Source organism: Pseudomonas mangiferae (genome assembly GCF_007109405.1).
GTDB classification, from domain to species: Bacteria; Pseudomonadota; Gammaproteobacteria; order Pseudomonadales; family Pseudomonadaceae; genus Pseudomonas_T; species Pseudomonas_T mangiferae.
In genome coordinates, this window is the sequence record NZ_VJOY01000001.1 from 1 (window position 1) to 23,063 (window position 23,063).

Consider the following 23,063-nt stretch of genomic DNA (forward strand, 5'->3'; position numbering starts at 1 on the left):
AGGCCCTGTCGGTGGGCCAGGAGCTGGGCTGGGACGCGGCCAAGGTCAACGTCAACGGCGGCGCCATCGCCCTGGGCCACCCCATCGGGGCGTCCGGCTGCCGGGTGCTGGTGAGCCTGCTCCACGAAATGATCCGCCGCGACGCGAAGAAGGGCCTGGCGACCCTGTGCATCGGCGGCGGCCAGGGCGTGGCCCTGGCCCTGCGTCGCGACTGACGCAGGCTCCGGGCGTCCAGACGCCCAAGCGGGCGGCCGGAGGCCGTTCGGGCACCGCCTGCGGGCCGTGCCTCCGCCCAGGAGGGCAAACACCGCAACACCCGGACGGCAGACCTGCGAAGGCCTGCCGTTTCGGCGTGTGGAGGGTGGCGCCCGCCGGCGAGCGGGCGTAGCGACAACAATAACAATCACGAGGTAGCCCCATGGCCACACCGATCGAAGAAAGCCGCTTCGCGCGGTTCGCAATGCGTTGTTCGAACTGGGCGGAGCGCTGGTTCCCCGATTCCTGGGTATTCGCCGCGGTAGCGGTGCTGGTGGTGGCGCTGGGGGCGATGAGCGTCGGCGCCTCGCCCCGGGAAACCGCCAAGGCCTTCGGCGACGGCTTCTGGAGCCTGATTCCCTTCACCCTGCAGATGGCCTTCGTGGTGATCGGCGGTTATGTGGTGGCCAGCTCCGGGCCGGCGTCGCGGCTCATCGACCTGCTGGCGCGGGTACCAAAGAACGGCCGCTCGGCGGTGTGCTGGGTGGCCCTGGTGTCCATGCTCGCCTCGCTGCTGAACTGGGGCCTGAGCCTGGTGTTCGGCGGCTTGCTGGTGCGGGCCCTGGCCCGGCGCGAGTCGCTGAAGATGGACTACCGCGCCGCCGGCGCCGCGGCCTACCTGGGCCTGGGGGCGGTGTGGGCGCTGGGGCTGTCGTCCTCGGCGGCCCAGCTGCAGGCCAACCCGGCCAGCCTGCCGCCGTCGATCCTCTCCATCACCGGGGTCATTCCGTTCACCGAGACCATCTTCCTCTGGCAGTCCGGGATGATGCTGCTGGCGCTGGTGGTAGTGTCCCTGGTGATCGCCTACGTCACCGCGCCCGGTGCCGCCGCCGCCCGGGATGCCCAGGCCTGCGGGGTGGACGTGAGCGTCCAGGCCGTACCGGTGAGCCGGCCGACCCGACCCGGCGAATGGCTGGAGCACAGCCCGCTGCTGATCGTCCTGCTGGCGCTGCTGGCCGCCGGTTGGCTGCTGGAGGAGTTCGCCAGCAAGCCCGCCATCGAGGCGATCTCCGGCCTGAACACCTACAACCTGCTGTTCCTCATGGCCGGGGCGCTGCTGCACTGGCGTCCGCGCAGCTTCCTCGATGCAGTGGCGCGGGCGGTGCCGGCCACCACCGGGGTGATGATCCAGTTCCCGCTGTACGGCTCCATCGCGGCGATCCTGACCAAGGTGGCCGGTGGCGACGGGCAGACCCTGGCGCACCACATTTCCACCTTCTTCGCCCAGATCGCCTCCCACGACACCTACGCGCTGCTGATGGGGGTGTATTCCGCCGTGCTGGGCTTCTTCATCCCGTCTGGGGGCGGCAAGTGGATAATCGAGGCGCCCTATGTGATGCAGGTGGCCAACGATCTGCAGTACCACCTGGGCTGGGCGGTGCAGATCTACAACGCCGCCGAGGCGCTGCCGAACCTGATCAACCCGTTCTATATGCTGCCCTTGCTGGGGGTGCTGGGGCTCAAGGCGCGGGATTTGATCGGCTTCTCCTTCGTGCAACTGCTGGTGCACGTCCCGCTGGTACTGGTGCTGCTCTGGGCCCTGGGCAACACCCTGGCGTACTTCCCGCCGATCCAGCCGTGACGCCTGCGTGGCCGGGCGACCGCCAAGGGTCGCCCGGTCCCGCGGTCGTTCAGCCGGCGCGGGCCTGGAGCGCCCGGGCCACCCGCGAGCCGTTGGCCCGGCCGAGCACGTCGCAGATGCGCTGGCCGGCGGCGACCAGCGCCTCCAGGTCGATGCCGGTGTCGATGCCCAGGCCCTGCAGCAGGTACACCACGTCCTCCGTGGCGACGTTGCCGGTGGCGCCCTTGGCGTAGGGGCACCCCCCCAGGCCCGCCACGGAAGCGTCGAATACCGCGATGCCTTCCAGCAGGCTGGCGTAGACGTTGGCCAGGGCCTGGCCGTAGGTGTCGTGGAAGTGGCCGGCGAGGCGCTCGCGGGGCACCTCGCGTCCCACCACCTCGAACAGCCGGCGGGTCGCCCCGGCGGTGCCGGTGCCGATGGTGTCGCCCAGGGATACCTCGTAGCAGCCCATGGCGGCCAGCTCCCGGGCCACCCGGGCGACCTGCTCCGGCGCCACCTCGCCCTCGTAGGGGCAACCCAGCACGCAGGACACGTAGCCCCGCACCCGGACTTGGTGGCTGCGGGCGTATTCCACCACCGGGGCGAAGCGTGCCAGGCTCTCGGCGATGGAACAGTTGATGTTGCGCTGGGAGAAGGCCTCGGAGGCGGCGGCGAACACCGCCACTTCCTCGACCCCGGATTCCAAGGCCGCCTCCAGCCCCTTGAGGTTGGGCGCGAGGGCCGCATAGGTCACGCCGGGCTGGCGCCGGATGCCGGCGAACACCTCGGCGCTGCCGGCCATCTGCGGCACCCATTTCGGCGAGACGAAGCTGCCCACCTCCACGTAGCTCAGCCCGGCGGCGGACAAGTCGTCCACCAGGCGCACCTTGTCGGCTACGCCGATGGGCTGCTTCTCGTTCTGCAGACCGTCGCGCGGTCCGACTTCCACCAGGCGCACCTTGCTGGGCAGGGTCATGGAGCTTCCTCTCGGGCTGTGATCGGTTCGGTAGGGCAGGCAGGCGAAGGAGGAGGGCAAGGGCCCTCAAATGGGACCCTGGCCGAGGCCGGCGCGTCGCCGCGCCGGCGCAGGCATCAGGCGCTGGCTTCTTCCAGCTCCACCAGCACGGTGCCTTCGCTCACCAGTTCGCCTTCGCGACAATACAGCGATTTCACCACGCCGGCGTGGGGCGCGCGGATGCTGTGTTCCATCTTCATGGCCTCCAGCACCACCAGGGCGGCGCCGGCCTCCACCGTCTGGCCGGCTTCCACCAGTACGCGGACGATGCTGCCGTTCATAGGGGCATGCAGGCCGCCCTGCTGGGTATGACTGGCGTCCGCCGCGGCGATGGGGTCGAAGCGGGTCACGGCGAGGGTCTCCCCCTGCCAGTCCAGGTACAGCGTGTCGCCCTGGCGGATCGCCTGTTCGGCGCGGCGCAGGCCGCTGTTATCGGAGGCTTCGATGGCGACTCGCCGGCGCTGCTCGCGGCAGACCAGGGTCAGGGCCCGGTTCGCCGCGCCCCCGGCGCGCCAGCCGTCCCCGGCGCTCCAGGGGGAATGGGGATCGTCCTCGCGGCGGCGGGGCGGCTCGCTGGCCAGGAAGGCGCGGGCCGCGGCCTGCCAGAAGGCGTCCGGCAGGTCCGCCGGCGGCGGCAGCAGGTCCGACTGGTGACGGGCGATGAAGCCGGTGTCCAGTTCCGCGTCGGCGAAGGCGGGATGGGCCAGCACCCGGCGCAGAAATGCCAGGTTGGTGCGCACGCCGCCGACCCGGGTTTCCCCCAGCATCGCCAGCAGGCGCTGGCGGGCTTCCTCGCGGTTCTCGCCCCAGGCGATCAGCTTGCCCAGCATCGGGTCGTAGAACGGCGAAACGCTGTCGCCCTCGGCGACCCCGCTGTCCACCCGGCGGCCCGGCCCGGGGGCGGGCTCGCGGTAGACCTGCAGGGTGCCGGTGGCGGGGAGAAAGTCGTTGTCCGGGTCCTCGGCGTACAGCCGGACCTCGATGGCATGGCCGTCCAGGGGAACCTGTTCCTGACGCAGGGGCAGCGGCTCGCCGCGGGCCACGCGGATCTGCCAGGCCACCAGGTCGAGGCCGGTGATGGCCTCGGTCACCGGGTGCTCCACCTGCAGGCGGGTGTTCATCTCCATGAAGAAGAACTCGCCACGTGCGTCCAGGAGGAATTCCACGGTGCCGGCGCCCACGTAGCCGATGGCCTGGGCTGCCTTCACCGCCGCCTCGCCCATGGCCTGGCGCAGGGCAGGGGTGAGCCCCGGCGCCGGGGCTTCCTCCACCACCTTCTGGTGGCGGCGCTGGATGGAGCAGTCCCGTTCGTTCAGGTACAGGCAGTTGCCGTGGCGATCGGCGAACACCTGGATTTCCACGTGACGCGGCTTGAGGACGTATTTCTCCACCAGCATGCGCGCGTCGCCGAAGGCCGACTGCGCCTCCCGGCGCGCCGACTCCAGGGCTTCGCCCAACTGGGCCTCGCTTTCCACCACCTTCATGCCCTTGCCGCCACCGCCAGCGGCGGCCTTGAGCAGCACCGGGTAGCCGATGCCGTCAGAGGCGGCGCGGAAGGTTTCCAGGTCCTGGGCCTCGCCGTGGTAGCCGGGCACCAGGGGCACCCCGGCGGTCTCCATCAGGGCCTTGGCGGCGGACTTGCTGCCCATGGCGTCGATGGCGGAGGCGGGTGGGCCGAGGAAGACCAGCCCGGCGTCCTCCACCGCCCGGGCGAAGCCGGCGTTCTCGGAGAGGAAGCCGTAGCCCGGGTGGATCGCCTGGGCACCGGAGGCGCGGGCCGCGGCGATCAGCTTGTCCACCTGCAGGTAGCTGTCGGCCGGCTTGGCGCCCCCTAGGTCCACCGCCAAGTCGGCCTCGCGCACATGACGGGCGTCACGGTCGATGGCGCTGTGCACGGCCACGGTGGTGAGCCCCAGGGCCTTGGCGGTGCGCATCACCCGGCAGGCGATCTCGCCGCGGTTGGCCACCAGCAGGGTATCCAGGCGTATGGGGTGGTTCGGGGTCGAAGCGCTCATCGGGTGCCCTCCTGCCAGGCCGGCTTGCGTTTGTCGAGGAAGGCGCGCAGGCCCTCCTGGCCCTCCGGGCTGACCCGGATGCGGGCGATGGCGGTCTCGGTGTAGCGGCGCAGGGCCGGCGTCAGGTCGCCGCTGCCGACTTCCCGCAGCAGGTCCTTGCAAGCCTGCATGGCCTGGGGGCTGTTCAGCCAGAGGGTTTCCACCCACTGGTCCACCGCAGCGTCCAGGGCGTCCGCCGGGTAGCACTCGGCGAGCAGCCCGAGGCGTCGGGCGCACTGGCCGTCGAAGCGCTCGGCGGTCAGGGCGTAGCGGCGCGCGGCCCGTTCGCCGATGGCCTGCACCACGAACGGGCTGATCACCGCCGGCACCAGGCCGATGCGCACCTCGGAGAGGCTGAACTGGGCATTCTCGGCACCGATGGCCATGTCGCAGCAGGCGATCAGGCCGAGGGCCCCGCCGAAGGCCGCGCCCTGGACCACCGCCAGGGTGGGGATCTTCAACTGATACAGGTTGTGCATCAGCTCGCCCAGCTCCCGGGCGTCGTCCAGGTTGGTGGTGTAGTCCAGCTCGGCGCACTGCTGCATCCAGGCCAGGTCGGCACCGGCGGAGAAGTGCCGGCCGCGCCCGCGCAGGATGAGGAAGCGCAGGTTGCGGTCGGACTGCACGGCATCCAGGGCGAGGATCAGCTCGCGGATCATGCCGGCGTCGAAGGCGTTGTTCTTGTCCGGGCGGTTCAGCCAGAGGGTGGCGATGCCGCGCGGGTCGATGTCCAGCTCGATGGAATTGAAGGCAGTCATGGTCGTCTTCGGGGCGCGCGGTGCACGCCGGTGGCAGAGTGGAAAGGCCGCGGGCTCACATGCGGAACACGCCGAACGTGGTCGGCTCGATGGGCGCGTTGAGGGATGCGGACAACGCCAGGGCGAGCACCTCGCGGGTCTGCGCCGGGTCGATCACACCGTCGTCCCAGAGCCGGGCGCTGGAGTAGTAAGGGTGTCCCTGGCGCTCGTACTGGTCGAGGATCGGCCGCTTGATCTGCGCCTCTTCGTCGGCGCCCAACTGTTGCCCGGCGCGTTCGGCCTGTTCGCGCTTGACCTGGGCCAGCACCCCGGCCGCCTGTTCGCCACCCATCACCGCGATCCGTGCGTTGGGCCACATCCACAGGAAGCGCGGATCGTAGGCGCGTCCGCACATGCCGTAATTGCCGGCGCCGAAGCTGCCGCCGATGATCACGGTGAACTTCGGCACCCGCGCGCAGGCCACCGCGGTGACCAGCTTGGCGCCATGCTTGGCGATGCCGCCGGCCTCGTACTTCTGGCCCACCATGAAGCCGGTGATGTTCTGCAGGAACAGCAGCGGGATGCCGCGCTGGCAGGCCAGCTCGATGAAATGGGCGCCTTTCTGCGCCGCTTCGGCGAAGAGAATCCCGTTGTTGGCCAGGATCGCCACCGGGTAGCCGTGCAGGTGGGCGAAGCCGCACACCAGGGTGGTCCCGAACAGTGCCTTGAATTCGTCGAAGGCGCTGTCGTCTACCAGGCGCGCGATCACCTCGCGCACGTCGAACGGCTGCTTGGCGTCCGCCGGGATCACCCCGTACAGCTCCTCGGCGGCATAGCGCGGCGGCAGCGGCGAGCGGGTCTCCAGGCGACCCTGCTTGCGCCAGTTGAGGTTGGCGATGCAGCGGCGGGCGATGGCCAGGGCGTGGGTGTCGTCCTCGGCGTAGTGGTCGGCGACCCCGGAGGTTTTGCAGTGCACGTCGGCGCCGCCCAGGTCCTCGGCGCTCACCACCTCGCCGGTGGCGGCCTTCACCAGGGGCGGGCCGGCGAGGAAGATGGTGGCCTGGTTGCGGACCATCACCGTTTCGTCGGACATGGCCGGCACGTAGGCGCCGCCGGCGGTGCAGGAACCCATCACCACTGCGATCTGCGGGATGCCCTGGGCGCTGAGGGTCGCCTGGTTGAAGAAGATCCGGCCGAAGTGTTCGCGGTCGGGGAACACCTCGTCCTGGCGCGGCAGGTTGGCGCCGCCGGAGTCCACCAGGTAGATGCACGGCAGGCGGTTCTCCCGGGCGATGGCCTGGGCGCGCAGGTGCTTCTTCACCGTCAGCGGGTAATAGCTGCCGCCCTTCACCGTGGCGTCGTTGGCCACGATCATGCACTCGATGCCTTCCACCCGGCCGATGCCGGCGATCACCCCGGCGGCCGGTACGTCCTCGCCGTACACCTCATGGGCGGCCAACTGGCCAATCTCCAGGAAGGGCGAGCCCGGGTCCAGCAACTGGTCAATGCGTTCCCGGGGCAGCAGCTTGCCGCGGGCGGTGTGGCGTTCCTGGGCCTTGGGCCCGCCGCCTTCGCGCACCCGGGCGAGCAGGTCGCGCAGCGCGGCGACCTGTTCCTGCATGTGCGCGGCGTTGGTGGCGTAGTCGGCGGCCCGCGGGTTGAGGGAGGTGGACAGGATGGTCATGGGGTTTCTCGGCTCAGCGGGGCGAGGTAGAGCAGGGTGTCGTAGTCGAAGCGCACGCGACCCTCCTGCTGGTGGCGATCGAACAGCTGGCGCAGGTGCGCCAGCATCGGGGCGTGGTCGGGGTGGCTGGCCTCCGGCACGTAGGAGGACGAGTCCAGGCGCGCTTGCAACGCGTCCCAGTCCAGCCACTGGGCGTTGTCGAATACCCGCAGCCGGCAACCCTGCTCGCCGAAGAAGCGCGATAGCTGGGCCGGCCGCAGGTTGCGGTGTTCCACCTGGGCGTAGTCAGTGCCGAAGCGCCGCAGCAGGGCCTCGTAGTCGACCATGAACGGGCTGCTTTCGGAGAGCCGGTCGTTCCACACCAGCGCCACCGGGGCGCTCGGCTTGAGGATGCGGGCGAATTCCCGACGGGCAGCGGCGCGGTTGAACCAGTGGAACGCCTGGCCGACGATGATCAGGTCGACGCTGGCCGACTCCAGGCCGCTGGCCTCGGCGGTACCCCCGAGGCTGACGAAGCCCGGGTGCCGCCCCAGGCTGGCTTCCGCCGCCCGGCGCATGGGCTCGTTGGGCTCCACGGCACGCACCTGCAGGCCGCGTTCGACGAAGGGCTGGCTGAGCAGCCCGGTGCCGGAGCCGATGTCGGCGATCACGGCGCCGGCCGGCAGGTCGGCGGCCAGGGCGTCCACCAGGGCCGCCGGGTAGCGGGGGCGGCCCTTGTCGTAGGCGTCCACCCGGTTGCTGAAACGTTCGGTGCTCTTCATCGCGCGGTTCTCCCGTGTCGGTGGCGGCGGAGCGTTCAGCGGGTCTCGTTGAACAGCTCGCGGCCGATCAGCATGCGGCGGATTTCGCTGGTGCCGGCGCCGATCTCGTAGAGCTTGGCGTCGCGCAGCAGGCGGCCGGTGGGAAATTCATTGATGTAGCCGTTGCCGCCGAGGATCTGGATGGCATCCAGGGCCATCTGGGTGGCGCGTTCGGCGGTATAGAGGATGACCCCGGCGGCGTCCTTGCGGGTGGTCTCGGTGCGGTCGCAGGCCTGGGCCACGGCGTACAGGTAGGCGCGGCTGGCGGCGAGCTGGGTGTACATGTCGGCCACCTTGCCCTGCACCAGCTGGAACTCGCCGATGCTCTGGCCGAACTGCTTGCGGTCGTGGATGTAGGGAACCACCACGTCCATGCAGGCCTGCATCAGGCCCACCGGGCCGCCGGAGAGCACCACGCGCTCGTAGTCCAGGCCGCTCATCAAGACCCGCACGCCACCGTTGAGGGTGCCCAGCACGTTTTCTTCGGGCACTTCCACGTTGTCGAAGAACAGCTCGCAAGTGTTGGAGCCGCGCATGCCCAGCTTGTCGAACTTGCTGCCGCGGCTGAACCCCGTCCAGTCCCGCTCGACGATGAACGCGGTGATGCCGTGGGCACCCTTTTCCGGTTCGGTCTTGGCGTAGATGACGTAGGTGTTGGCATCCGGACCGTTGGTGATCCAGGTCTTGCTGCCGTTGAGAACGTAGCGGTCGCCGCGCTTCTCGGCGCGCAGCTTCATGGAGACCACGTCGGAGCCGGCGTTCGGCTCGCTCATGGCCAGCGCGCCGATGTGCTCGCCGCTGATCAGTTTGGGCAGGTAGCGGGCCTTCTGCTCGGCGTTGCCGTTGCGCTTGATCTGGTTGACGCACAGGTTGGAGTGGGCGCCGTAGGACAGGGCCACCGAGCCGGAGCCGCGGCTGATCTCTTCCATGGCGATCACGTGGGCCAGGTAGCCCAGGCCGGAGCCGCCGTATTCCTCGTCCACGGTAATGCCTAGCAGGCCCATCTCGCCGAACTTGCGCCACATGTCCATGGGGAACTGGTTGTCGCGGTCGATCTCGGCAGCGCGGGGCGCCAGCTCGCGGGCGACGAAGCCGCGCACCTGCTCGCGCAGCATGTCGAGGGTCTCGCCCAGGGCGAAGTTGAGGGACGGGTAGCTCATGGGATCACCTGTTGGTCGTGGGGCGCGGCGCGCAGGCGCCGGCGGCGGTGTCAGTGGGGCGCCTCGGCCAGGGCGGCCAGGCAGCGTTCTTCGGCGGTATCGAGTTCCAGCTGCATCTGTTCGATGTCCAGCAACTGCTGGGCGAGTTGCAGGCGGCGCTCGGCGATCTTGCTCATGAACGCCTCCAGCTGCTTGCGGTTGCCGCCGCTGGGGTCGTACAACTCGATCAGTTCCTTGCATTCGGCGAGGGAGAAGCCGATGCGCTTGCCGCGCAGGATCAGCTTGAGGGTGACCAGGTCCTTGGGGCTGTAGATACGCTCCTGGCCCCGGCGCTCGGGGGCCAGCAGGCCCTGTTCCTCGTAGAAGCGGATGGCCCGGGTGGTCACGTCCAGTTCCCGGGCCAGTTCGGAGATGCTGTAGTTCACAGACATTGCGGACTCGTGTGTTTTACCTTTACGTTAACGTAAAGCTGCTGACGCGATGCTGTCAACTCGTCCCGGCAGGTGGCCGTGGTCGCCGGTTGCTGGCCCGGGGCCGTCAGACCAACGGCTGCTTGGCCTCGCCGCGACATTCCCGTAGAACCGTCAGGGCATGCCGCCCCGGCGATCGCGGCATCCGAAAATAACGACAAGAACGGAGATCACCATGAGTTCGCTCAGCCACACCCAAGGCCGGCAGGACCCGCCCCTGCTGGAAACCACCATTGGCGAGGCGTTCGACGACGCCGTGCGCCGCCACGCCGACCGCAACGCGCTGCGGGTTCGCCACCAGGACCTGCGCTACAGCTGGCGGCAACTGGGCGAGGCGGTGGACCGCTGCGCCCGGGGGCTACTGGCCGTGGGGGTGGAGCAGGGCCAGCGGGTCGGCATCTGGTCGCCCAACTGCGCCGAGTGGTGCATCGCCCAGTTCGCCACGGCGAAGATCGGCGCGGTGCTGGTGAACGTGAACCCCGCGTACCGCCTGAGCGAACTGGAATACGTCCTGGCCCAGTCCGGCTGCAGCTGGCTGATCTGCGCCGAATCCTTCAAGACGTCCGACTATCAGGCGATGCTGCTGGAGCTGTTGCCGGAACTGGCCGGGTGCGTCCCGGGCGAACTGGCCAGCCCGCGCCTGCCGGCATTGCGCGGCGTGGTCAGTCTGGCGGAGGCGCCGCCCGCGGGCTTCCTCGCCTGGTCGGCCCTGCAGGCCCGCGCCGACGAGGTCGCGCCGGACGTGCTGGCCGCGCGCTCGGCGCAGCTGGTGCCGGAGCAGCCCATCAACATCCAGTACACCTCCGGCACCACCGGTTTCCCCAAGGGTGCCACCCTCAGCCACCGCAATATCCTCAACAACGGCTACATGGTGGGGGAGAGCCTGGGCCTGGGCGCGGACGACCGCCTGGTGATCCCGGTGCCGCTGTACCACTGCTTCGGCATGGTGATGGGCAACCTGGGCTGCGTGACCCACGGCAGCACCATGATCTATCCGGCGTCCGCCTTCGAGCCGGAGGCGACCCTGGCGGCGGTGGCGGAGGAGCGCGCCACCGCGCTGTACGGCGTGCCCACCATGTTCATCGCGCTGCTGGACCACCCGCGTCGCGGCGACCACGACCTGTCCTGCCTGCGCACCGGGATCATGGCCGGCGCCACCTGCCCCATCGAGGTGATGCGCCGGGTGATCGCCGAGCTGCACATGGCCGAGGTGCAGATCGCCTACGGCATGACCGAGACCAGCCCGGTGTCCCTGCAGACCGGCGCCGACGATACCCTGGACCTGCGGGTGACCAGCGTCGGCCGCACCCAGCCGCACCTGGAGAGCCGCATCGTCGGCCGTGACGGCGCCGTCCTGCCTCGGGGCGAGGTGGGCGAGCTGTGCACCCGCGGCTACAGCGTGATGCTCGGCTACTGGAACGACCCCGAGGGCACCGCGGCGGCCCTCGACGGCGAAGGCTGGATGCACACCGGCGACCTGGCGCAGATGGACGCCGACGGCTACGTGCGGATCGTCGGGCGCAGCAAGGACATGATCATTCGCGGCGGCGAGAACATCTACCCGCGGGAGCTGGAGGAGTTTTTCTTCACCCACCCGGCCATCGCCGACGTGCAGGTGATCGGCATCCCCGACGAGAAATACGGTGAGGAAATCGTTGCCTGGATCAAGTTCCACCCGGGCCACGACGCCAGCGAGCCGGCACTGCGCGACTGGGCCCGGACGCGCATCGCCCACTTCAAGATGCCGCGCCACTTCAAGGTGGTAGACGAGTTCCCCATGACCGTGACCGGCAAGGTGCAGAAATTCCGCATGCGCGAGATCAGCGTGGCCGAGCTGCAGGCCCAGCGCGAGGCCGAGCCCGCCGTGTCCTAGGCCGGCCGGGGCGGCGAAGTGCGGCCTCGAAAGGCACCGGGCCGGATACGCGAGGGCGCGCATTCCGCAGCGGTGCCTGCCGGGGTTCCGCGCCAGCGGCGAGCGCTAGCTTCCCTGGCGCGGCGTCCGGCGCTCGAAGGCGCCCAGGTCGCAACCGGGCACGCCATTGCCGTCGCCGTCCTGGCGCCGGGCCGCGCTGCGCTGGTCGTGGCGGGTGCAGCTGCCGGTCCCGCGATCCAGGGCCGGGCTGCCGGCGAGCAGGGCGTGGGTGCGGGTCGGGCCGCCATTGTCCGCCAGCGGGCCGAGGAGCTGGGTGAAGGTGAGGGCGTCGTCGATCCGCCAGTCGGCACGGCAGGCGCCGCCGTCCTCGCCCAGCAGCAGCCCGCGGGCGCGGAAGCGGGCACCCTGGTTCAAGCAATTGCGCGGGTGCGCTTCGCCCTGGCCGGCCGGGTGGCGGTTGCCGGCGATCAGGCTGTTGCGCAGGGTCATGGAAGCGAAGTTGACCAGGCCATAGTTGCCGTTGTCGACGATGCTGACATTGGCCAGGAAGGCGAGGGTGGAGGCGTTGCCCGACGCACCCGGCTGGCCGTTGGCGAAGGCGCCCTGGCCGTCCCCGGGGCGGTTCTGGCTGAGGGTGCTGTTGCTCATCAGCAGCACCCCGCCCTCGGTGTTGAGGATCGCCGCGCCGCTGCCGCGTCCGCTCAGGGCATTGCCGATGAAGGCGCTGCGGGCGACGTCCACCGAGCCCAGGTTGTACAGCGCGCCGCCCTGGCCGCTGCTGAGGTTGCTTTCCAGGGTCGAGGTGCGGATGAACAGGTGGCCGCGGTTGTAGATCGCGCCGCCGCGGCCAGCGTCAGCCACGTTCGAAAGTGCCCGATTGTTGCGCAGGGTGGAGTTGGTGAGCAGGAGCGAGCCCAGGTTGGCGATGGCGCCGCCCGTGGCGACGGTGTCGGCCATGACCTGGTTGTCTTCCAGCATCACCTGGTCCAGGCGTGTCTCGCTGCGGTTGCGCAGGGCGCCGCCTTCCGTGCGGGCCTTGCCGTTGCGCAGGGTCAGCCGTTCCAGGTTCAGGCGCGCCCCGAGGTGCACGTCGAAGATCCGGTCGAGGTGGTCGCCGTCGATGACGGTCTGGCCGATGCCGGCGCCGACGATGGTCAGCTCGCTGGTGACGTCCAGGTCGCCGGCGGCGCTGGCGTCCTCCCCGGCGGGATCGCTGGCGTCGCGTTGCAGGGCGTGGCCCAGGTGGTAGGTGCCGGGCGCCAGTTCGATCCGGTGGGCGCCGGGCTGGGCCGAGGCGTAGGCGACGGCCTCCCGCAACGAGCAGCGAGTCGGGCAGGTGCCGGCAACGCCGTCGGCGGTGGCGATCAGGGTTTCGGCGCGGGCCTGGGGGGCGACGAGGGCAAGGGTGAGGGCGAACAGCAGGCGATGAGGGGCGTCCATGATGCGGTCTCCGGGGAGGGTGAAGAATCCTTGGCGGAGACGGCGCGGCTTCCGTTACGGTGCCTGGCGAGGGGCGTGCAGGGGCATGGCGCGAGGCGGCGCGAAGCATCCCTGCAGCGGTGCGCAACAGGAGGATAGGTGGAAAAAGGCACGATTTCCGTGAAGCTCGTCAACGAGGCCCTGCGCGCCGCGCACCATCGGGTGGATGTGGCGCCGCTGCTGGCCCGGGCGGGCATCGCGGCCGCCAGCCTCGGCGACGGCGAGGCGCGGGTTTCCGCGGAGGCCTACGGGGCGTTCTGGCTGCTGCTGGCGGAGGCCCTGGACGATGAATTCTTCGCCCTGGACCGGCGGCGCATGAAGGTGGGCAGCTTCGCCTGCCTGTGTCGCACCGCGCTGCACGAACCGACGCTGATGCGCGCTCTGCGGGCGGTGACCCGGCTGTTCGGGGTGATGCTGGACGACTACCGGCCTTCGCTGCGGCGGCGCGGGGCGATCGCCGAGATCCGCCTGGACGAACCGGCGCAGCCAGGCCCGGCGTTCGCCTGCTTCGCGCTGTGGATGATCGTCCACGGCCTCGCCTGCTGGCTGGTGGGCCGGCGCATCCCGATCCTCGCGGTGGAGCTGCGCGGCCCGATGCCGGCGTACTGCGACGACTACCGGGTGATGTTCAGCGAGACCCTGCGCTTTTCCCGGCCCCGCAACCGCCTGCTGTTCGATGCGGAGGTGCTGGACATGCCGGTCCGCCGCCATCCGGCGGAGCTGGGCGGCTTCCTCGCCGGCGCGCCGGCCAACATCCTGGTGCGCTACCGCGACCCGCGGAGCCTGGCCGAGCGTTGCAAGGCCTACCTGCGCAGGCGGCCGCCGGGAGGCTGGCCGACCCTGGACGGGCTCGCCGGGCAGTTCTGCATGTCCGCCTCGACGTTGCGCCGCAAACTGGCCGGGGAAGGGCAGTCCTACCGCACGTTGAAGGACCAGGTGCGCCGCGACCTGGCCATCGAGCGCCTGGAACGCCAGGCCAGTTGCGCCGAGCTGGCAGGCGAACTGGGCTTCGCCGACACCAGTGCGTTCTACAAGGCCTTCAAGAAATGGACAGGCTGCACGCCGGGTCGCTACCTGGCGCGGGAGACGGCCGGCCGCGGGCCATCGGGCGATGTAGCCCGCCGCTCGGCGGTGACGCCGGCGGTTCGTTGACGAAGCGCCTGCCGCACGCCTCACCGAGTGGTGGGCGGATCGCCGCCCGGCCGCCAGTGTTCGAATCGCTCAGGCACGATGCCGGCTTTCGACATTGTGTCCGGCGGCGGGCGAAGCGAGCATCCACGGCATTCCAATAACAAGACGAACGAGGCGTTTCCCATGCGCGACCCGGTTGAGCCTGCTGCTTTCATCCGTGATTACTTCACTGCCTTCGAGGGGTTCGACCTGGCCGACACGATGGCCAGGGACCTGAGCGGCGATGCCCAGGCCCTCAACGCCTGCATCGAATGCTGCGACCGCCACGCCCAGCCAGGGCGCGTCGCCCTGGTCTGGGAGAGCAGCGACGGCAGCCGCTCCCGCCACACCTTCGTCGAGCTGCGGGAACAGTCGGCGCGTTTCGCCAGCGTCCTCGCCAGCCTGGGGGTGGGGCCTGGCGACCGGGTGTCCGGGCTGCTGCCGCGGACCCCGGAACTGCTGATCGCGGTGCTCGCCACCTGGCGCCTGGGCGCGGTCTACCAGCCGCTGTTCACCGCCTTCGGGCCCAAGGCCATCGAGCACCGGGTGCGTACCGCCGGCAGCAAGGTGCTGGTCACCAACGCAGCCAACCGCGACAAACTGGACGGGCTGGAGGCCTCGCTCCAGGCGGTGACGGTGGCCGACGCCGATGGCAAGGGCGTGCGGCCGGGCGACCACGATTTCCGGGCGGAGCTGGCGCGCCACGAGCCGCGCTATGAGGCCCTGCCGCGGCGGGCCGACGACCCGTTCCTGCTGATGTTCACCTCCGGCACGACCGGCCTGGCGAAGCCCCTGGAGGTGCCGCTGAAGGCGATCACCGCGTTCATGGCCTACATGCGCGACGCCGTGGACCTGCGGCCCGAGGACACCTTCTGGAACCTAGCGGACCCGGGCTGGGCCTATGGCCTCTACTACGGGGTCACCGGCCCCCTGGCCCTGGGCCACGCCATCACCTTCTACGACGGGCCGTTCAGCGTGGAGAGCACCGCGCGCATCGTGCAGCGCTACGGGATCGACAACCTGGCCGGCTCGCCCACCGCGTTCCGCCTGCTGATGGCCGCGGGCAACACCGCGGTGGATGCCCTGGCCGGCCGCCTGCGGGTGGTGAGCAGCGCCGGCGAGCCGCTGACGCCCGAAGTGATCCGCTGGTTCGCCGACCGCCTGGGCGCGCCGATCCACGACCACTACGGGCAGACCGAGATGGGCATGGTGCTGTGCAACCACCACGCCCTGGCGCACCCGGTGCGGATCGGTGCCGCCGGCTTCCCCAGCCCCGGGCACCGGGTGGTGGTGCTGGACCCGGAACGCCAGGAGGAGCTGCCCGCCGGCCGCCCCGGCATCCTCGCCCTGGATCGCAGCCGCTCGCCGATGTTCTGGTTCCCCGGCTACCACGGGGTACCCACCCAGGCCTTCGTCGGCGACTACTACCTGAGTGGCGATACGGTGGAGCTCAACGACGACGGCAGCATCAGCTTCATCGGCCGCTCCGACGACGTGATCACCACCTCCGGCTACCGGGTGGGCCCGTTCGACGTGGAGAGCGCGCTCATCGAGCACCCGGCGGTGGTGGAGGCGGCGGTGGTGGGCAAGCCGGACCCGGAGCGCACCGAGCTGGTGAAGGCCTTCGTGGTGCTGGATGCGCGCCACGCGCCGAGCCGGGAGCTGGCCGAGGCCCTGCAGCGGCACGTACGCCAGCGCCTGTCCGCCCACGCCTACCCGCGGGAGGTGGAATTCGTCGAGGAACTACCCAAGACCCCCAGTGGCAAGATCCAGCGCTTCCTGCTGCGCAACCAGGAGAAGGCCAAGGCAGACGCCGCGGCGGGCGAGCCGCTGGCCTGAATTCGGGCGCGGCATCGGCGCCAGCGCCAGCTTCGGCGGGCTCGGGGCTGATGCCCGGCCCAGCCCTGCTGACCAGCCCGGAGATTCAGTCGGGAGCGGTCGGTCACAGACGGTTCGGCTACGAGCGGTCGGCTACTGGCAGTCCGCTATGGGCGGTCAACTACCGATGGTGAGCACGGGTGGTCAGTCACGGGCAGTTGGCTACGGGCGGTCAGCCACGGGCGGGCAGGGCGCGGCCCTCGCCCGAGGCGGCGCGGCCCTCCTGGGCCACGGCCTGCTGGCAGAGCTCGATGATCTGCTCGCGCATCCAGCGGTTGGCCGGGTCCTGGTCGGTGCTCTCGTGCCAGTACAGGTGGGTCTCCAGGGCCGGTACGTCGTTCACTGGCAGGGCCACGTGGTGCAGGTCGTGGCGGCGGGCGAAGCGCTCCGGCACGGTCATCGCCATGTCGGTGTTGTGCATCACCGTGGAGGCCATCAGATAGTGCTGGGAACGCAGGGCGATGCGCCGCTGGATGCCCATCTTGCCCAGGGCCAGATCGATGTAGCCGAGGCCGCTGCGGCGGCTGGAGATGTGGATGTGGGTGAGGGACAGGTACTCGTCCAGGGTCAGGCTGTCCTTGGCCAGGGGGTGGCCCTTGCGCAGGGCGCAGACGTAGCGGTCCTCCATCAGCTTGACGTGGCGCACCTGGGGGTCGGTGTTCAGGGGGGCGTCCACGGCGAAGTCCAGGCGGCCCGCGGCCAGTTCCTTGGTGGTTTCCCGGCGCTTGGCCAGGAAGCTCTCGATCTGCACGCTGGGGGCGAGCCGCCGCAGGCGCTGGAACAGCGGCGGCAGGATCACCGCCTCGGTGAGGTCGGTCATGCTGATGCGGTAGGTCTTGTTCGCCTGCTGGGGGGTGAAGGTGCGGCTTTCCTGCACCGATACCCGCAGCAGCTGCAGCGCGTTGCGCACCGGGCCGATGATGTTCTGCGCCATGGGGGTCGGCACCATGCCCTGGGCGGTGCGCACGAACAGCGGGTCGTTGAAGGTCTCCCGCAGACGCGCCAGGGCGTTGGATACTGCCGGCTGGGTGATGCCGACGATCTGTCCGGCCCGGGTCAGGTTGGACTCGGTATAGATCGCGTCGAAGACGATGAAGAGGTTGAGGTCCACCTTGTTCAGGTTCATTCGAGCGACTCCGGAAAGGGGCGATGGCCAGGGATCATATATCGGTGATGAATGTTAATACACGAAGAAAATAGGCTAGGTAAATCCCATACCCTGCTCTAGCATTCCCTCAACGCCTCATCCCTTCCTCACCCGAACAGCCCCGAAAGGTATCGTCCTCATGGATTTCGCCTACTCCCCCAAGGTCCAGGAACTCCGCGAGCGGGTCACCGCCTTCATGGACCAGCACGTCTATCCGGCCGAGCCGGTCTTCGAGCGCCAGGTGGCCGAAGGCGATCGCTGGCAACCCACCGCGATCATGGAAGAACTCAAGGCCAAGGCCCGCGCCGAGGGGTTGTGGAACCTGTTCCTGCCGGAGTCCGATCAGGGCGCCGGGCTGACCAACCTGGAATACGCACCCCTGGCGGAAATCATGGGCCGTTCCCTGCTGGGCCCGGAGCCGTTCAACTGCTCGGCGCCGGACACCGGCAATATGGAAGTGCTGGTGCGCTACGGCAGCGAGGCGCAGAAGCGTCAGTGGCTGGAGCCGTTGCTGCAGGGCGAGATCCGCTCGGCCTTCGCCATGACCGAGCCGGGGGTGGCCTCCAGCGATGCCACCAACATGGAGGCCCGGGCCGAGCGCGACGGGGACGAGTGGGTCATCAACGGCCGCAAGTGGTGGACCTCCGGGGCCTGCGACCCGCGTTGTAAGGTGATGATCTTCATGGGCCTGAGCAACCCCGAGGCGCCGCGCCACCAGCAGCATTCCATGATCCTGGTGCCCACCGATGCGCCCGGGGTGAAGATCCTCCGGCCGTTGCCGGTGTTCGGCTACGACGACGCGCCCCACGGCCACGCCGAGGTGCTGTTCGAGAACGTCCGGGTACCCTACGACAACGTGCTGCTGGGAGAGGGGCGCGGCTTCGAGATCGCCCAGGGCCGCCTCGGGCCCGGCCGCATCCACCACTGCATGCGTTCCCTGGGCATGGCCGAGCGCGCCCTGGAACTGATGTGCAAGCGCGCCGTCAGCCGCACCGCCTTCGGCAAGCCCCTGGCACGCCTGGGCGGCAACATCGACAAGATCGCCGACTCGCGCATGGAGATCGACATGGCGCGCCTGCTGACCCTCAAGGCCGCCTACATGATGGACGTCGCCGGCAACAAGGTGGCCAAGAGCGAGATTGCCCAGATCAAGGTGGTGGCGCCCAACGTGGCCCTGCGGGTGATCGACCGGGCGATCCAGATGCACGGTGGCGCGGGGGTCTCCAACGATTTCCCCCTGGCCTACATGTACGCGATGCAGCGCACCCTGCGCCTGGCGGACGGCCCGGACGAGGTGCACCGCGCCGCCATCGGCAAGTTCGAGCTGGGCAAGTACGTGCCGAAGGACCTGCTGCGCGGCGAGCGTCACTGAATCTCCGCCCCAGACGCCCGCGGTTCCGTGAGGACCGCGGGCGTTTTCGCGCCTGGTGTCAGGGCCGGCGTGTCGGGCCGGCCGGGGTGGAGCGGCGGGTGGCGGCCCAGGTCACCAGCGCCGCCAGGCTGATGGCCACGCCCAGCAGGCAGACGCCCGGCCAGCCGGCCTGGGCGTAGGCGAGGGTGGTGGCGAAGGCGCCCAGGCCGCTGCCGACCGCGTAGAACAACATGTAGAGCCCGATCAGGCGTCCCTGGGCCGCGGGATCGATGCGCACGATCAGGCTCTGGTTGGTGACGTGCAGTGCCTGGCCGCCCATGTCCAGCAGCACGATGCCCAGCACCAGCGCCCACAGCGACCACTCCATCAACGCCAGGGGCAGCCACGCCAGCGACAGCAGGACCAGCGCCACGGCGCTGGTGCGCTGGGCGTATCCGCGGTCCGCCCAGTGGCCGGCCCGGGTCGCCACCAGGGCGCCGATGGCCCCCACCAGGCCGAACGCGCCGATGGCGGTGTGAGACAGGGCGAAGGGCGGGGCGCTCAAGGGCAGCACCAGGGCGCTCCAGAACACGTTGAAGGCCGCGAACATCAGCAGCGCCAGCAAGCCGCGTACCTGCAGCACCCGTTCCCTGCGCAGCAGGGTCAGCATCGAGGCAATCAGCTGCGGGTAGCCCAGGCGCGCCGCGGTCGGTGCCAGGGGCGGCAGGCCCCGCCAGAGGGGCAGCGCCAGGGGCAGCATCAGGATCGCGGCGCAGCCATAGACGCCCCGCCAGCCGGCCAGGTCGCCCACCGCGCCGGCGAATACCCGCGCCAGCAGCAGGCCGACGAACACGCCACCCTGGGCCGCGCCCACCACGCGACCTTGCTCCCCCGGCGCTGCCGCACTGGCGGCATAGGCGATCAGCCCCTGAGTCATGGCAGTGCCCAGTAGCCCGACCGCCAGCATGCCGCCCAGCAGCACCGCGGCGCTGTCGGCCAGGGCCACCACCGCCAGAGCAACCACCAGGGCCAGGGACTGCGCCATCATCAGCCGGCGCCGCTCCAACTGGTCGCCGAGGGGCACGAGCAGCAGCAGGGCCAGCGCGCAGCCCAGCTGGGTGGCGCTCACCACGCCGCCGACCAGCCCGGTGTCCAGGTGGAAATCCCGGGCCAGGGCATCCAGCAGCGGCTGGGCGTAGTAGACGTTGGCCACGCTCAGGCCGCTGGCCACGGCGAACAGGCGTACCCGGCCCGGAGACAACGGCCGCGAGGCCTCACGGCACGAGGGGGCGGCAACGGAGATGATGGTCATGGCAATCCTTCAGTCTGGTTTCAAAATGAAACTCATTGAAGAGTAAGGAGCCTGGTTTTAAAGTGCAACCGATTTCCTTGGCTCAGGAACGCCCATGCCTACGCAGAATTCACTGGAATCCCCCTGTCCGGTCGCCCGCTCCGCGGAACTGATCGGCGATCGCTGGTCGCTGCTCATCGTGCGCGACGCCTTCGATGGGGTGCGCCGCTTCGGTGACTTCCAGCGGGGGCTGGGGGTGGCCCGCAATATCCTCTCGGATCGCCTGCGCCGGCTGGTGGAGGCCGGGGTCCTGGCGACCCGCCCGGCGTCGGACGGCAGCGCCTACCAGGAATACGCGCTGACGGATAAGGGCGAGCAGCTGTTCCCCGTGGTGGTGGCGTTGCGCCAATGGGGCGAGCGGCATTTGTTCGCAGAGGGCGAGCCCCATTCCCGACTGCTGGCGCGGCAGAGCGGCGAGCCGGTGGCGTTCATGGCCCCGCGCGCGGCGGACGGCCAGGTGCTGGCGCCGGACGACACGGTGGTCAAGAAGCTGTCGTGACGACGGGGAGGAGGGCAGGCCGCGGCGACGAGCGCCACCGCGGCCGGGTAGGAGGCGTCAGATCTCGGCCGGGTGGACGTGGCCGAACAGTTCCTGGGCGAAGCGCACCCGCTCCTCGGCGGTTTCCACCACGCCTTGCTCCTGCAGCTCCGCCAGCCGCGCTTCCACCGCGTGGGTGCGCAGGGTCAGGCCGCAGTCGTTGGCGATCTGGATGTTCAGGCCGGGGCGGGCGTTGAGTTCGAGGATCAGCGGGCCCTTGTCCTCGTCCAGCACCATGTCCACGCCGATGTAGCCCAGGCCGCACAGTTCGTAGCAGCCGGCGGCGAGCTTCATGAAGCCGTTCCAGTTGGGCAATTGCACGCCGTCCACCGCATTGGTGGTGTCCGGGTGCTTGGTGATCTTGGCGTTCAGCCAGGTGCCCTTGAGGGTCACGCCGGTGGCCAGGTCGACGCCGACGCCGATGGCGCCCTGGTGCAGGTTGGCCTTGCCGTTGGACTGGCGGGTGGGCAGGCGCAGCATGGCCATCACCGGGTAGCCCATCAGCACGATGATGCGGATGTCCGGCACCCCTTCGTAGCTGATGCTCTTGAAGATGGGGTCGGGGGTGACGCGGTATTCGATCAGCGCCCGGTCACGGTGTCCGCCCAGGGAGTACAGCCCGGTGAGGATGCTGGAGATCTGGTGCTCGATCTCCTCGTGGCTGATGATCTTGCCGGACACCGTTTTGAAGCGACCCTCGAAGCGGTCGGCGATCACCATGATGCCGTCGCCGCCGGCGCCCTGGGCCGGCTTGATGACGAAGTCGTTGCGCCCGCCGATGATCTCGTCGAGGCGCTCGATCTCCTTCTCCGTGGTGATGATCCCGTACATCTCCGGCACGTGAATGCCCGCCTCGATCGCTCGCTCCTTGGTGATGATCTTGTCGTCGACGATGGGGTACAGGTGCCGGCGGTTGTACTTCAACACGTAGTCCGCGTTGCGCCGGTTGATGCCCATGATCCCCTTGGCTTCCAGGGCTTTCCACGTCTTGATCAGACCGAACATGGCTCAATCCTTCAGGAAGGCTTTGAAACGGAACAGCTCGGTCAGGCGGTAGCCGCGGTAGCGACCCATCGCCAGCATGAAGCCCACCATGATCAGCAGCACCGCCGGGAAGGTGAACACGAAGTACACCAGCTGCGGCACCATCATCAGCAGGTGCGCCAGGGTCGCGGCGAACAGCGTGCCGATGGCCACCTTGAAGGCGTGGCCGGCGCCGCGTTCTTCCCAGGTGATGGACAGGCGTTCGATGGTCATGGTCAGGATCACCATGGGGAACAGCGCCACTGACAGGCCGCGTTCCAGGCCCAGCTTGTGGCTGAGCAGGCTGATCACGGCGATCAGCACCACCACGAAGGTCAGCACCACCGACAGCCGTGGCAGCATCTGCAACTTGAGGTGTTCCAGGTACGAGCGTAGCGACAGGCCCAGGGCCGTGATGATGGTGAACAGGGCGATGCCGAAGCCCAGCTGGGTCTCGCGGAAGGCCAGGGCGATCAGCACCGGGGTGAAGGTGCCGAGGGTCTGCAGGCCGATCAGGTTGCGCAGGATCAAAATCACCAGCACCCCGATGGGGATCATGATCATGATCTGGTAGGTCTGCTGGGTCTGCAGCGGCAGGCCGTAGAGGGAATATTCGAGGAAGTCGACGTCGGTGTTCTCGTCGGTGAGCTTGGCCAGGCGGATGGCGTTCATCTCGCTGTTGTTCAGGGTGAAGGTTACCTGGGCCTTCTTGCCGCCCTCGATGGTCAGCAGGTTCTCGTCGCCGATCCACCACACCAGGCGATCAGCCGGCAGGCCCTGCTCGCCGGTCTCGGGGTTGAAGTACAGCCACTTGTCGCCGTTGAAGCTGCGCATCCACAGCTCGGGAGTCTGGGGCTGGTCCGCCACCAGGCGGATGGTGTGGACGCGTTCCATCGGCACGTGGGCGATGGACAGCAGCAGCTCGATGATCCGCGCCTTGTTGGGGGTGGAGGCGTCGCCCGCCATCAGCAGCTTGACGTTGTCGTCGTTGGCGTTGTTGACCCGGCGGATGGTCTCGCTGATGAAGGTTTCGACATCGGCAGAGTGCTGGCGGATCGGCGCCATCAGCGCCTCGGCGGCGATCTTCTCGGGCCCGCTGACGGCGATGCTGTCGCGAAAGATCGAGCCTTTTTCCTTGGGCTTTTCGCCGCTGTAGCGCTTGGTCAGCACCAGCCGGTAGTACAGGGTCTGGTTGCCGTTGGCGCGGCGCGCGGACCAGGTCACCTTACGGTTGCCGTCGACCCGGTTGATGCTCACGCCGTAGTTGTTGGAGATGAAGCTCTCGTTGAGGCTGACGTAGTCCTGGTTGAGCGGCGGCACGAACATCTGCAGCTTCACCGGCCCCTTGGACGCCGCCTGGAATTCGACCTTGGCGTCGATGTTCCACAGGTCGTCCGTCTCGTCCTCGGTCACCGGGATGCCCTGGACGAAGATCTGGTACGCCGTGATCAGGACACCCAGGGTCACCAGGATGGCGATGAGCACTTTCAGATGCAGGGTAAGAGCGCGCATGGGGG

18 protein-coding genes and 1 pseudogene are annotated in these 23,063 nt (G+C 69.3%); 7 read left to right on the top strand and 12 right to left on the bottom strand.

Annotation, left to right across the window (positions count from 1 at the left end; translation table 11 throughout):
* A pseudogene (locus FM069_RS00005) lies at positions 1–215 on the top strand (acetyl-CoA C-acetyltransferase); the annotation flags it as partial.
* A 203-nt stretch (positions 216–418) separates the two neighbouring features.
* Complete coding sequence (locus tag FM069_RS00010) at positions 419–1,837, top strand: short-chain fatty acid transporter (RefSeq protein ID WP_143486078.1); 1,419 nt, start codon at positions 419–421, stop codon at positions 1,835–1,837.
* Positions 1,838–1,886: 49 nt separating this feature from the next.
* Here FM069_RS00010 and FM069_RS00015 read toward each other — a convergent pair whose 3' ends face one another.
* From FM069_RS00015 to FM069_RS00045, 7 genes are all read right to left on the bottom strand, one after another.
* Entirely contained in the window at positions 1,887–2,792 is a 906-nt protein-coding gene (locus tag FM069_RS00015; RefSeq protein WP_143486079.1) for a hydroxymethylglutaryl-CoA lyase, read from the bottom strand.
* Between the two features lie 116 nt (positions 2,793–2,908).
* Positions 2,909–4,846, bottom strand: a complete 1,938-nt coding sequence (locus tag FM069_RS00020) for an acetyl/propionyl/methylcrotonyl-CoA carboxylase subunit alpha (protein ID WP_143486080.1) — start codon at positions 4,844–4,846, stop codon at positions 2,909–2,911.
* The gene (locus tag FM069_RS00025) at positions 4,843–5,643 is read right to left on the bottom strand and encodes a gamma-carboxygeranoyl-CoA hydratase (RefSeq protein ID WP_143486081.1); all 801 of its coding nucleotides are present in this window, start codon (positions 5,641–5,643) and stop codon (positions 4,843–4,845) included. Before FM069_RS00025 ends, FM069_RS00020 begins: the two co-directional genes overlap by 4 nt.
* A 55-nt stretch (positions 5,644–5,698) precedes the next feature.
* Positions 5,699–7,306, bottom strand: coding sequence for a carboxyl transferase domain-containing protein (locus tag FM069_RS00030; RefSeq protein WP_143486082.1), 1,608 nt, complete (start codon positions 7,304–7,306; stop codon positions 5,699–5,701).
* On the bottom strand, positions 7,303–8,067 hold the full coding sequence (locus FM069_RS00035; RefSeq protein ID WP_143486083.1) for a class I SAM-dependent methyltransferase: 765 nt from the start codon (positions 8,065–8,067) through the stop codon (positions 7,303–7,305). Before FM069_RS00035 ends, FM069_RS00030 begins: the two co-directional genes overlap by 4 nt.
* A gap of 35 nt (positions 8,068–8,102) precedes the next feature.
* Positions 8,103–9,266 carry an isovaleryl-CoA dehydrogenase gene (locus tag FM069_RS00040; protein ID WP_143486084.1) on the bottom strand — a complete coding sequence of 388 codons (1,164 nt, stop codon included), beginning with the start codon at positions 9,264–9,266 and terminating at the stop codon, positions 8,103–8,105.
* A 50-nt stretch (positions 9,267–9,316) separates the two neighbouring features.
* On the bottom strand, positions 9,317–9,697 hold the full coding sequence (locus tag FM069_RS00045; RefSeq protein WP_143486085.1) for a MerR family transcriptional regulator: 381 nt from the start codon (positions 9,695–9,697) through the stop codon (positions 9,317–9,319).
* Between the two features lie 214 nt (positions 9,698–9,911).
* Between FM069_RS00045 and FM069_RS00050 the strand changes: the two genes are divergently transcribed.
* On the top strand, positions 9,912–11,609 hold the full coding sequence (locus FM069_RS00050) for an AMP-binding protein (protein ID WP_143486086.1): 1,698 nt from the start codon (positions 9,912–9,914) through the stop codon (positions 11,607–11,609).
* 105 nt (positions 11,610–11,714) lie between these two features.
* Here FM069_RS00050 and FM069_RS00055 read toward each other — a convergent pair whose 3' ends face one another.
* Positions 11,715–13,049, bottom strand: a complete 1,335-nt coding sequence (locus tag FM069_RS00055; RefSeq protein WP_143486087.1) for a choice-of-anchor Q domain-containing protein — start codon at positions 13,047–13,049, stop codon at positions 11,715–11,717.
* A gap of 159 nt (positions 13,050–13,208) precedes the next feature.
* Between FM069_RS00055 and FM069_RS00060 the strand changes: the two genes are divergently transcribed.
* Together FM069_RS00060 and FM069_RS00065 are read left to right on the top strand one after the other, a co-directional pair.
* A complete protein-coding gene (locus tag FM069_RS00060; RefSeq protein ID WP_407681542.1) occupies positions 13,209–14,240 on the top strand; it encodes an AraC family transcriptional regulator in 1,032 nt (343 codons plus the stop codon).
* 192 nt (positions 14,241–14,432) lie between these two features.
* Positions 14,433–16,097 (top strand): AMP-binding protein, encoded by a 1,665-nt coding sequence (locus tag FM069_RS00065; RefSeq protein ID WP_143486633.1) that lies wholly within the window; start codon positions 14,433–14,435, stop codon positions 16,095–16,097.
* Between the two features lie 211 nt (positions 16,098–16,308).
* On the opposite strand, the gene FM069_RS00070 is transcribed toward FM069_RS00065, so the two are convergent.
* On the bottom strand, positions 16,309–17,262 hold the full coding sequence (locus FM069_RS00070) for a LysR family transcriptional regulator (RefSeq protein WP_143486089.1): 954 nt from the start codon (positions 17,260–17,262) through the stop codon (positions 16,309–16,311).
* 160 nt (positions 17,263–17,422) lie between these two features.
* Between FM069_RS00070 and FM069_RS00075 the strand changes: the two genes are divergently transcribed.
* Entirely contained in the window at positions 17,423–18,655 is a 1,233-nt protein-coding gene (locus FM069_RS00075) for an acyl-CoA dehydrogenase (protein WP_143486090.1), read from the top strand.
* Positions 18,656–18,713: 58 nt separating this feature from the next.
* Here FM069_RS00075 and FM069_RS00080 read toward each other — a convergent pair whose 3' ends face one another.
* Positions 18,714–19,946, bottom strand: a complete 1,233-nt coding sequence (locus FM069_RS00080; protein ID WP_143486091.1) for an MFS transporter — start codon at positions 19,944–19,946, stop codon at positions 18,714–18,716.
* Positions 19,947–20,040: 94 nt separating this feature from the next.
* Between FM069_RS00080 and FM069_RS00085 the strand changes: the two genes are divergently transcribed.
* Positions 20,041–20,484, top strand: a complete 444-nt coding sequence (locus FM069_RS00085) for a winged helix-turn-helix transcriptional regulator (protein WP_143486092.1) — start codon at positions 20,041–20,043, stop codon at positions 20,482–20,484.
* A gap of 57 nt (positions 20,485–20,541) precedes the next feature.
* On the opposite strand, the gene FM069_RS00090 is transcribed toward FM069_RS00085, so the two are convergent.
* Together FM069_RS00090 and rloB are read right to left on the bottom strand one after the other, a co-directional pair.
* Entirely contained in the window at positions 20,542–21,528 is a 987-nt protein-coding gene (locus FM069_RS00090; RefSeq protein WP_143486093.1) for an alpha-L-glutamate ligase-like protein, read from the bottom strand.
* Between the two features lie 3 nt (positions 21,529–21,531).
* The gene (gene rloB / locus FM069_RS00095) at positions 21,532–23,058 is read right to left on the bottom strand and encodes an osmotic stress tolerance membrane protein RloB (RefSeq protein ID WP_143486094.1); all 1,527 of its coding nucleotides are present in this window, start codon (positions 23,056–23,058) and stop codon (positions 21,532–21,534) included.
* Between the last annotated feature and the right edge of the window lie 5 nt (positions 23,059–23,063).

Bases quoted from the DNA above. Each gene is read 5' to 3' on its own strand.
- FM069_RS00010 (WP_143486078.1), top strand. From the start codon at position 419: ATGGCCACACCGATCGAAGAAAGCCGCTTCGCGCGGTTCGCAATGCGT.
- FM069_RS00040 (WP_143486084.1), bottom strand. From the start codon at position 9,266: ATGAGCTACCCGTCCCTCAACTTCGCCCTGGGCGAGACCCTCGACATG.
- FM069_RS00015 (WP_143486079.1), bottom strand. From the start codon at position 2,792: ATGACCCTGCCCAGCAAGGTGCGCCTGGTGGAAGTCGGACCGCGCGAC.
- FM069_RS00030 (WP_143486082.1), bottom strand. From the start codon at position 7,306: ATGACCATCCTGTCCACCTCCCTCAACCCGCGGGCCGCCGACTACGCC.
- rloB (WP_143486094.1), bottom strand. From the start codon at position 23,058: ATGCGCGCTCTTACCCTGCATCTGAAAGTGCTCATCGCCATCCTGGTG.
- FM069_RS00045 (WP_143486085.1), bottom strand. From the start codon at position 9,697: ATGTCTGTGAACTACAGCATCTCCGAACTGGCCCGGGAACTGGACGTG.
- FM069_RS00050 (WP_143486086.1), top strand. From the start codon at position 9,912: ATGAGTTCGCTCAGCCACACCCAAGGCCGGCAGGACCCGCCCCTGCTG.
- FM069_RS00080 (WP_143486091.1), bottom strand. From the start codon at position 19,946: ATGACCATCATCTCCGTTGCCGCCCCCTCGTGCCGTGAGGCCTCGCGG.
- FM069_RS00020 (WP_143486080.1), bottom strand. From the start codon at position 4,846: ATGAGCGCTTCGACCCCGAACCACCCCATACGCCTGGATACCCTGCTG.
- FM069_RS00055 (WP_143486087.1), bottom strand. From the start codon at position 13,049: ATGGACGCCCCTCATCGCCTGCTGTTCGCCCTCACCCTTGCCCTCGTC.
- FM069_RS00075 (WP_143486090.1), top strand. From the start codon at position 17,423: ATGGATTTCGCCTACTCCCCCAAGGTCCAGGAACTCCGCGAGCGGGTC.
- FM069_RS00085 (WP_143486092.1), top strand. From the start codon at position 20,041: ATGCCTACGCAGAATTCACTGGAATCCCCCTGTCCGGTCGCCCGCTCC.
- FM069_RS00070 (WP_143486089.1), bottom strand. From the start codon at position 17,262: ATGAACCTGAACAAGGTGGACCTCAACCTCTTCATCGTCTTCGACGCG.
- FM069_RS00035 (WP_143486083.1), bottom strand. From the start codon at position 8,067: ATGAAGAGCACCGAACGTTTCAGCAACCGGGTGGACGCCTACGACAAG.
- FM069_RS00090 (WP_143486093.1), bottom strand. From the start codon at position 21,528: ATGTTCGGTCTGATCAAGACGTGGAAAGCCCTGGAAGCCAAGGGGATC.
- FM069_RS00025 (WP_143486081.1), bottom strand. From the start codon at position 5,643: ATGACTGCCTTCAATTCCATCGAGCTGGACATCGACCCGCGCGGCATC.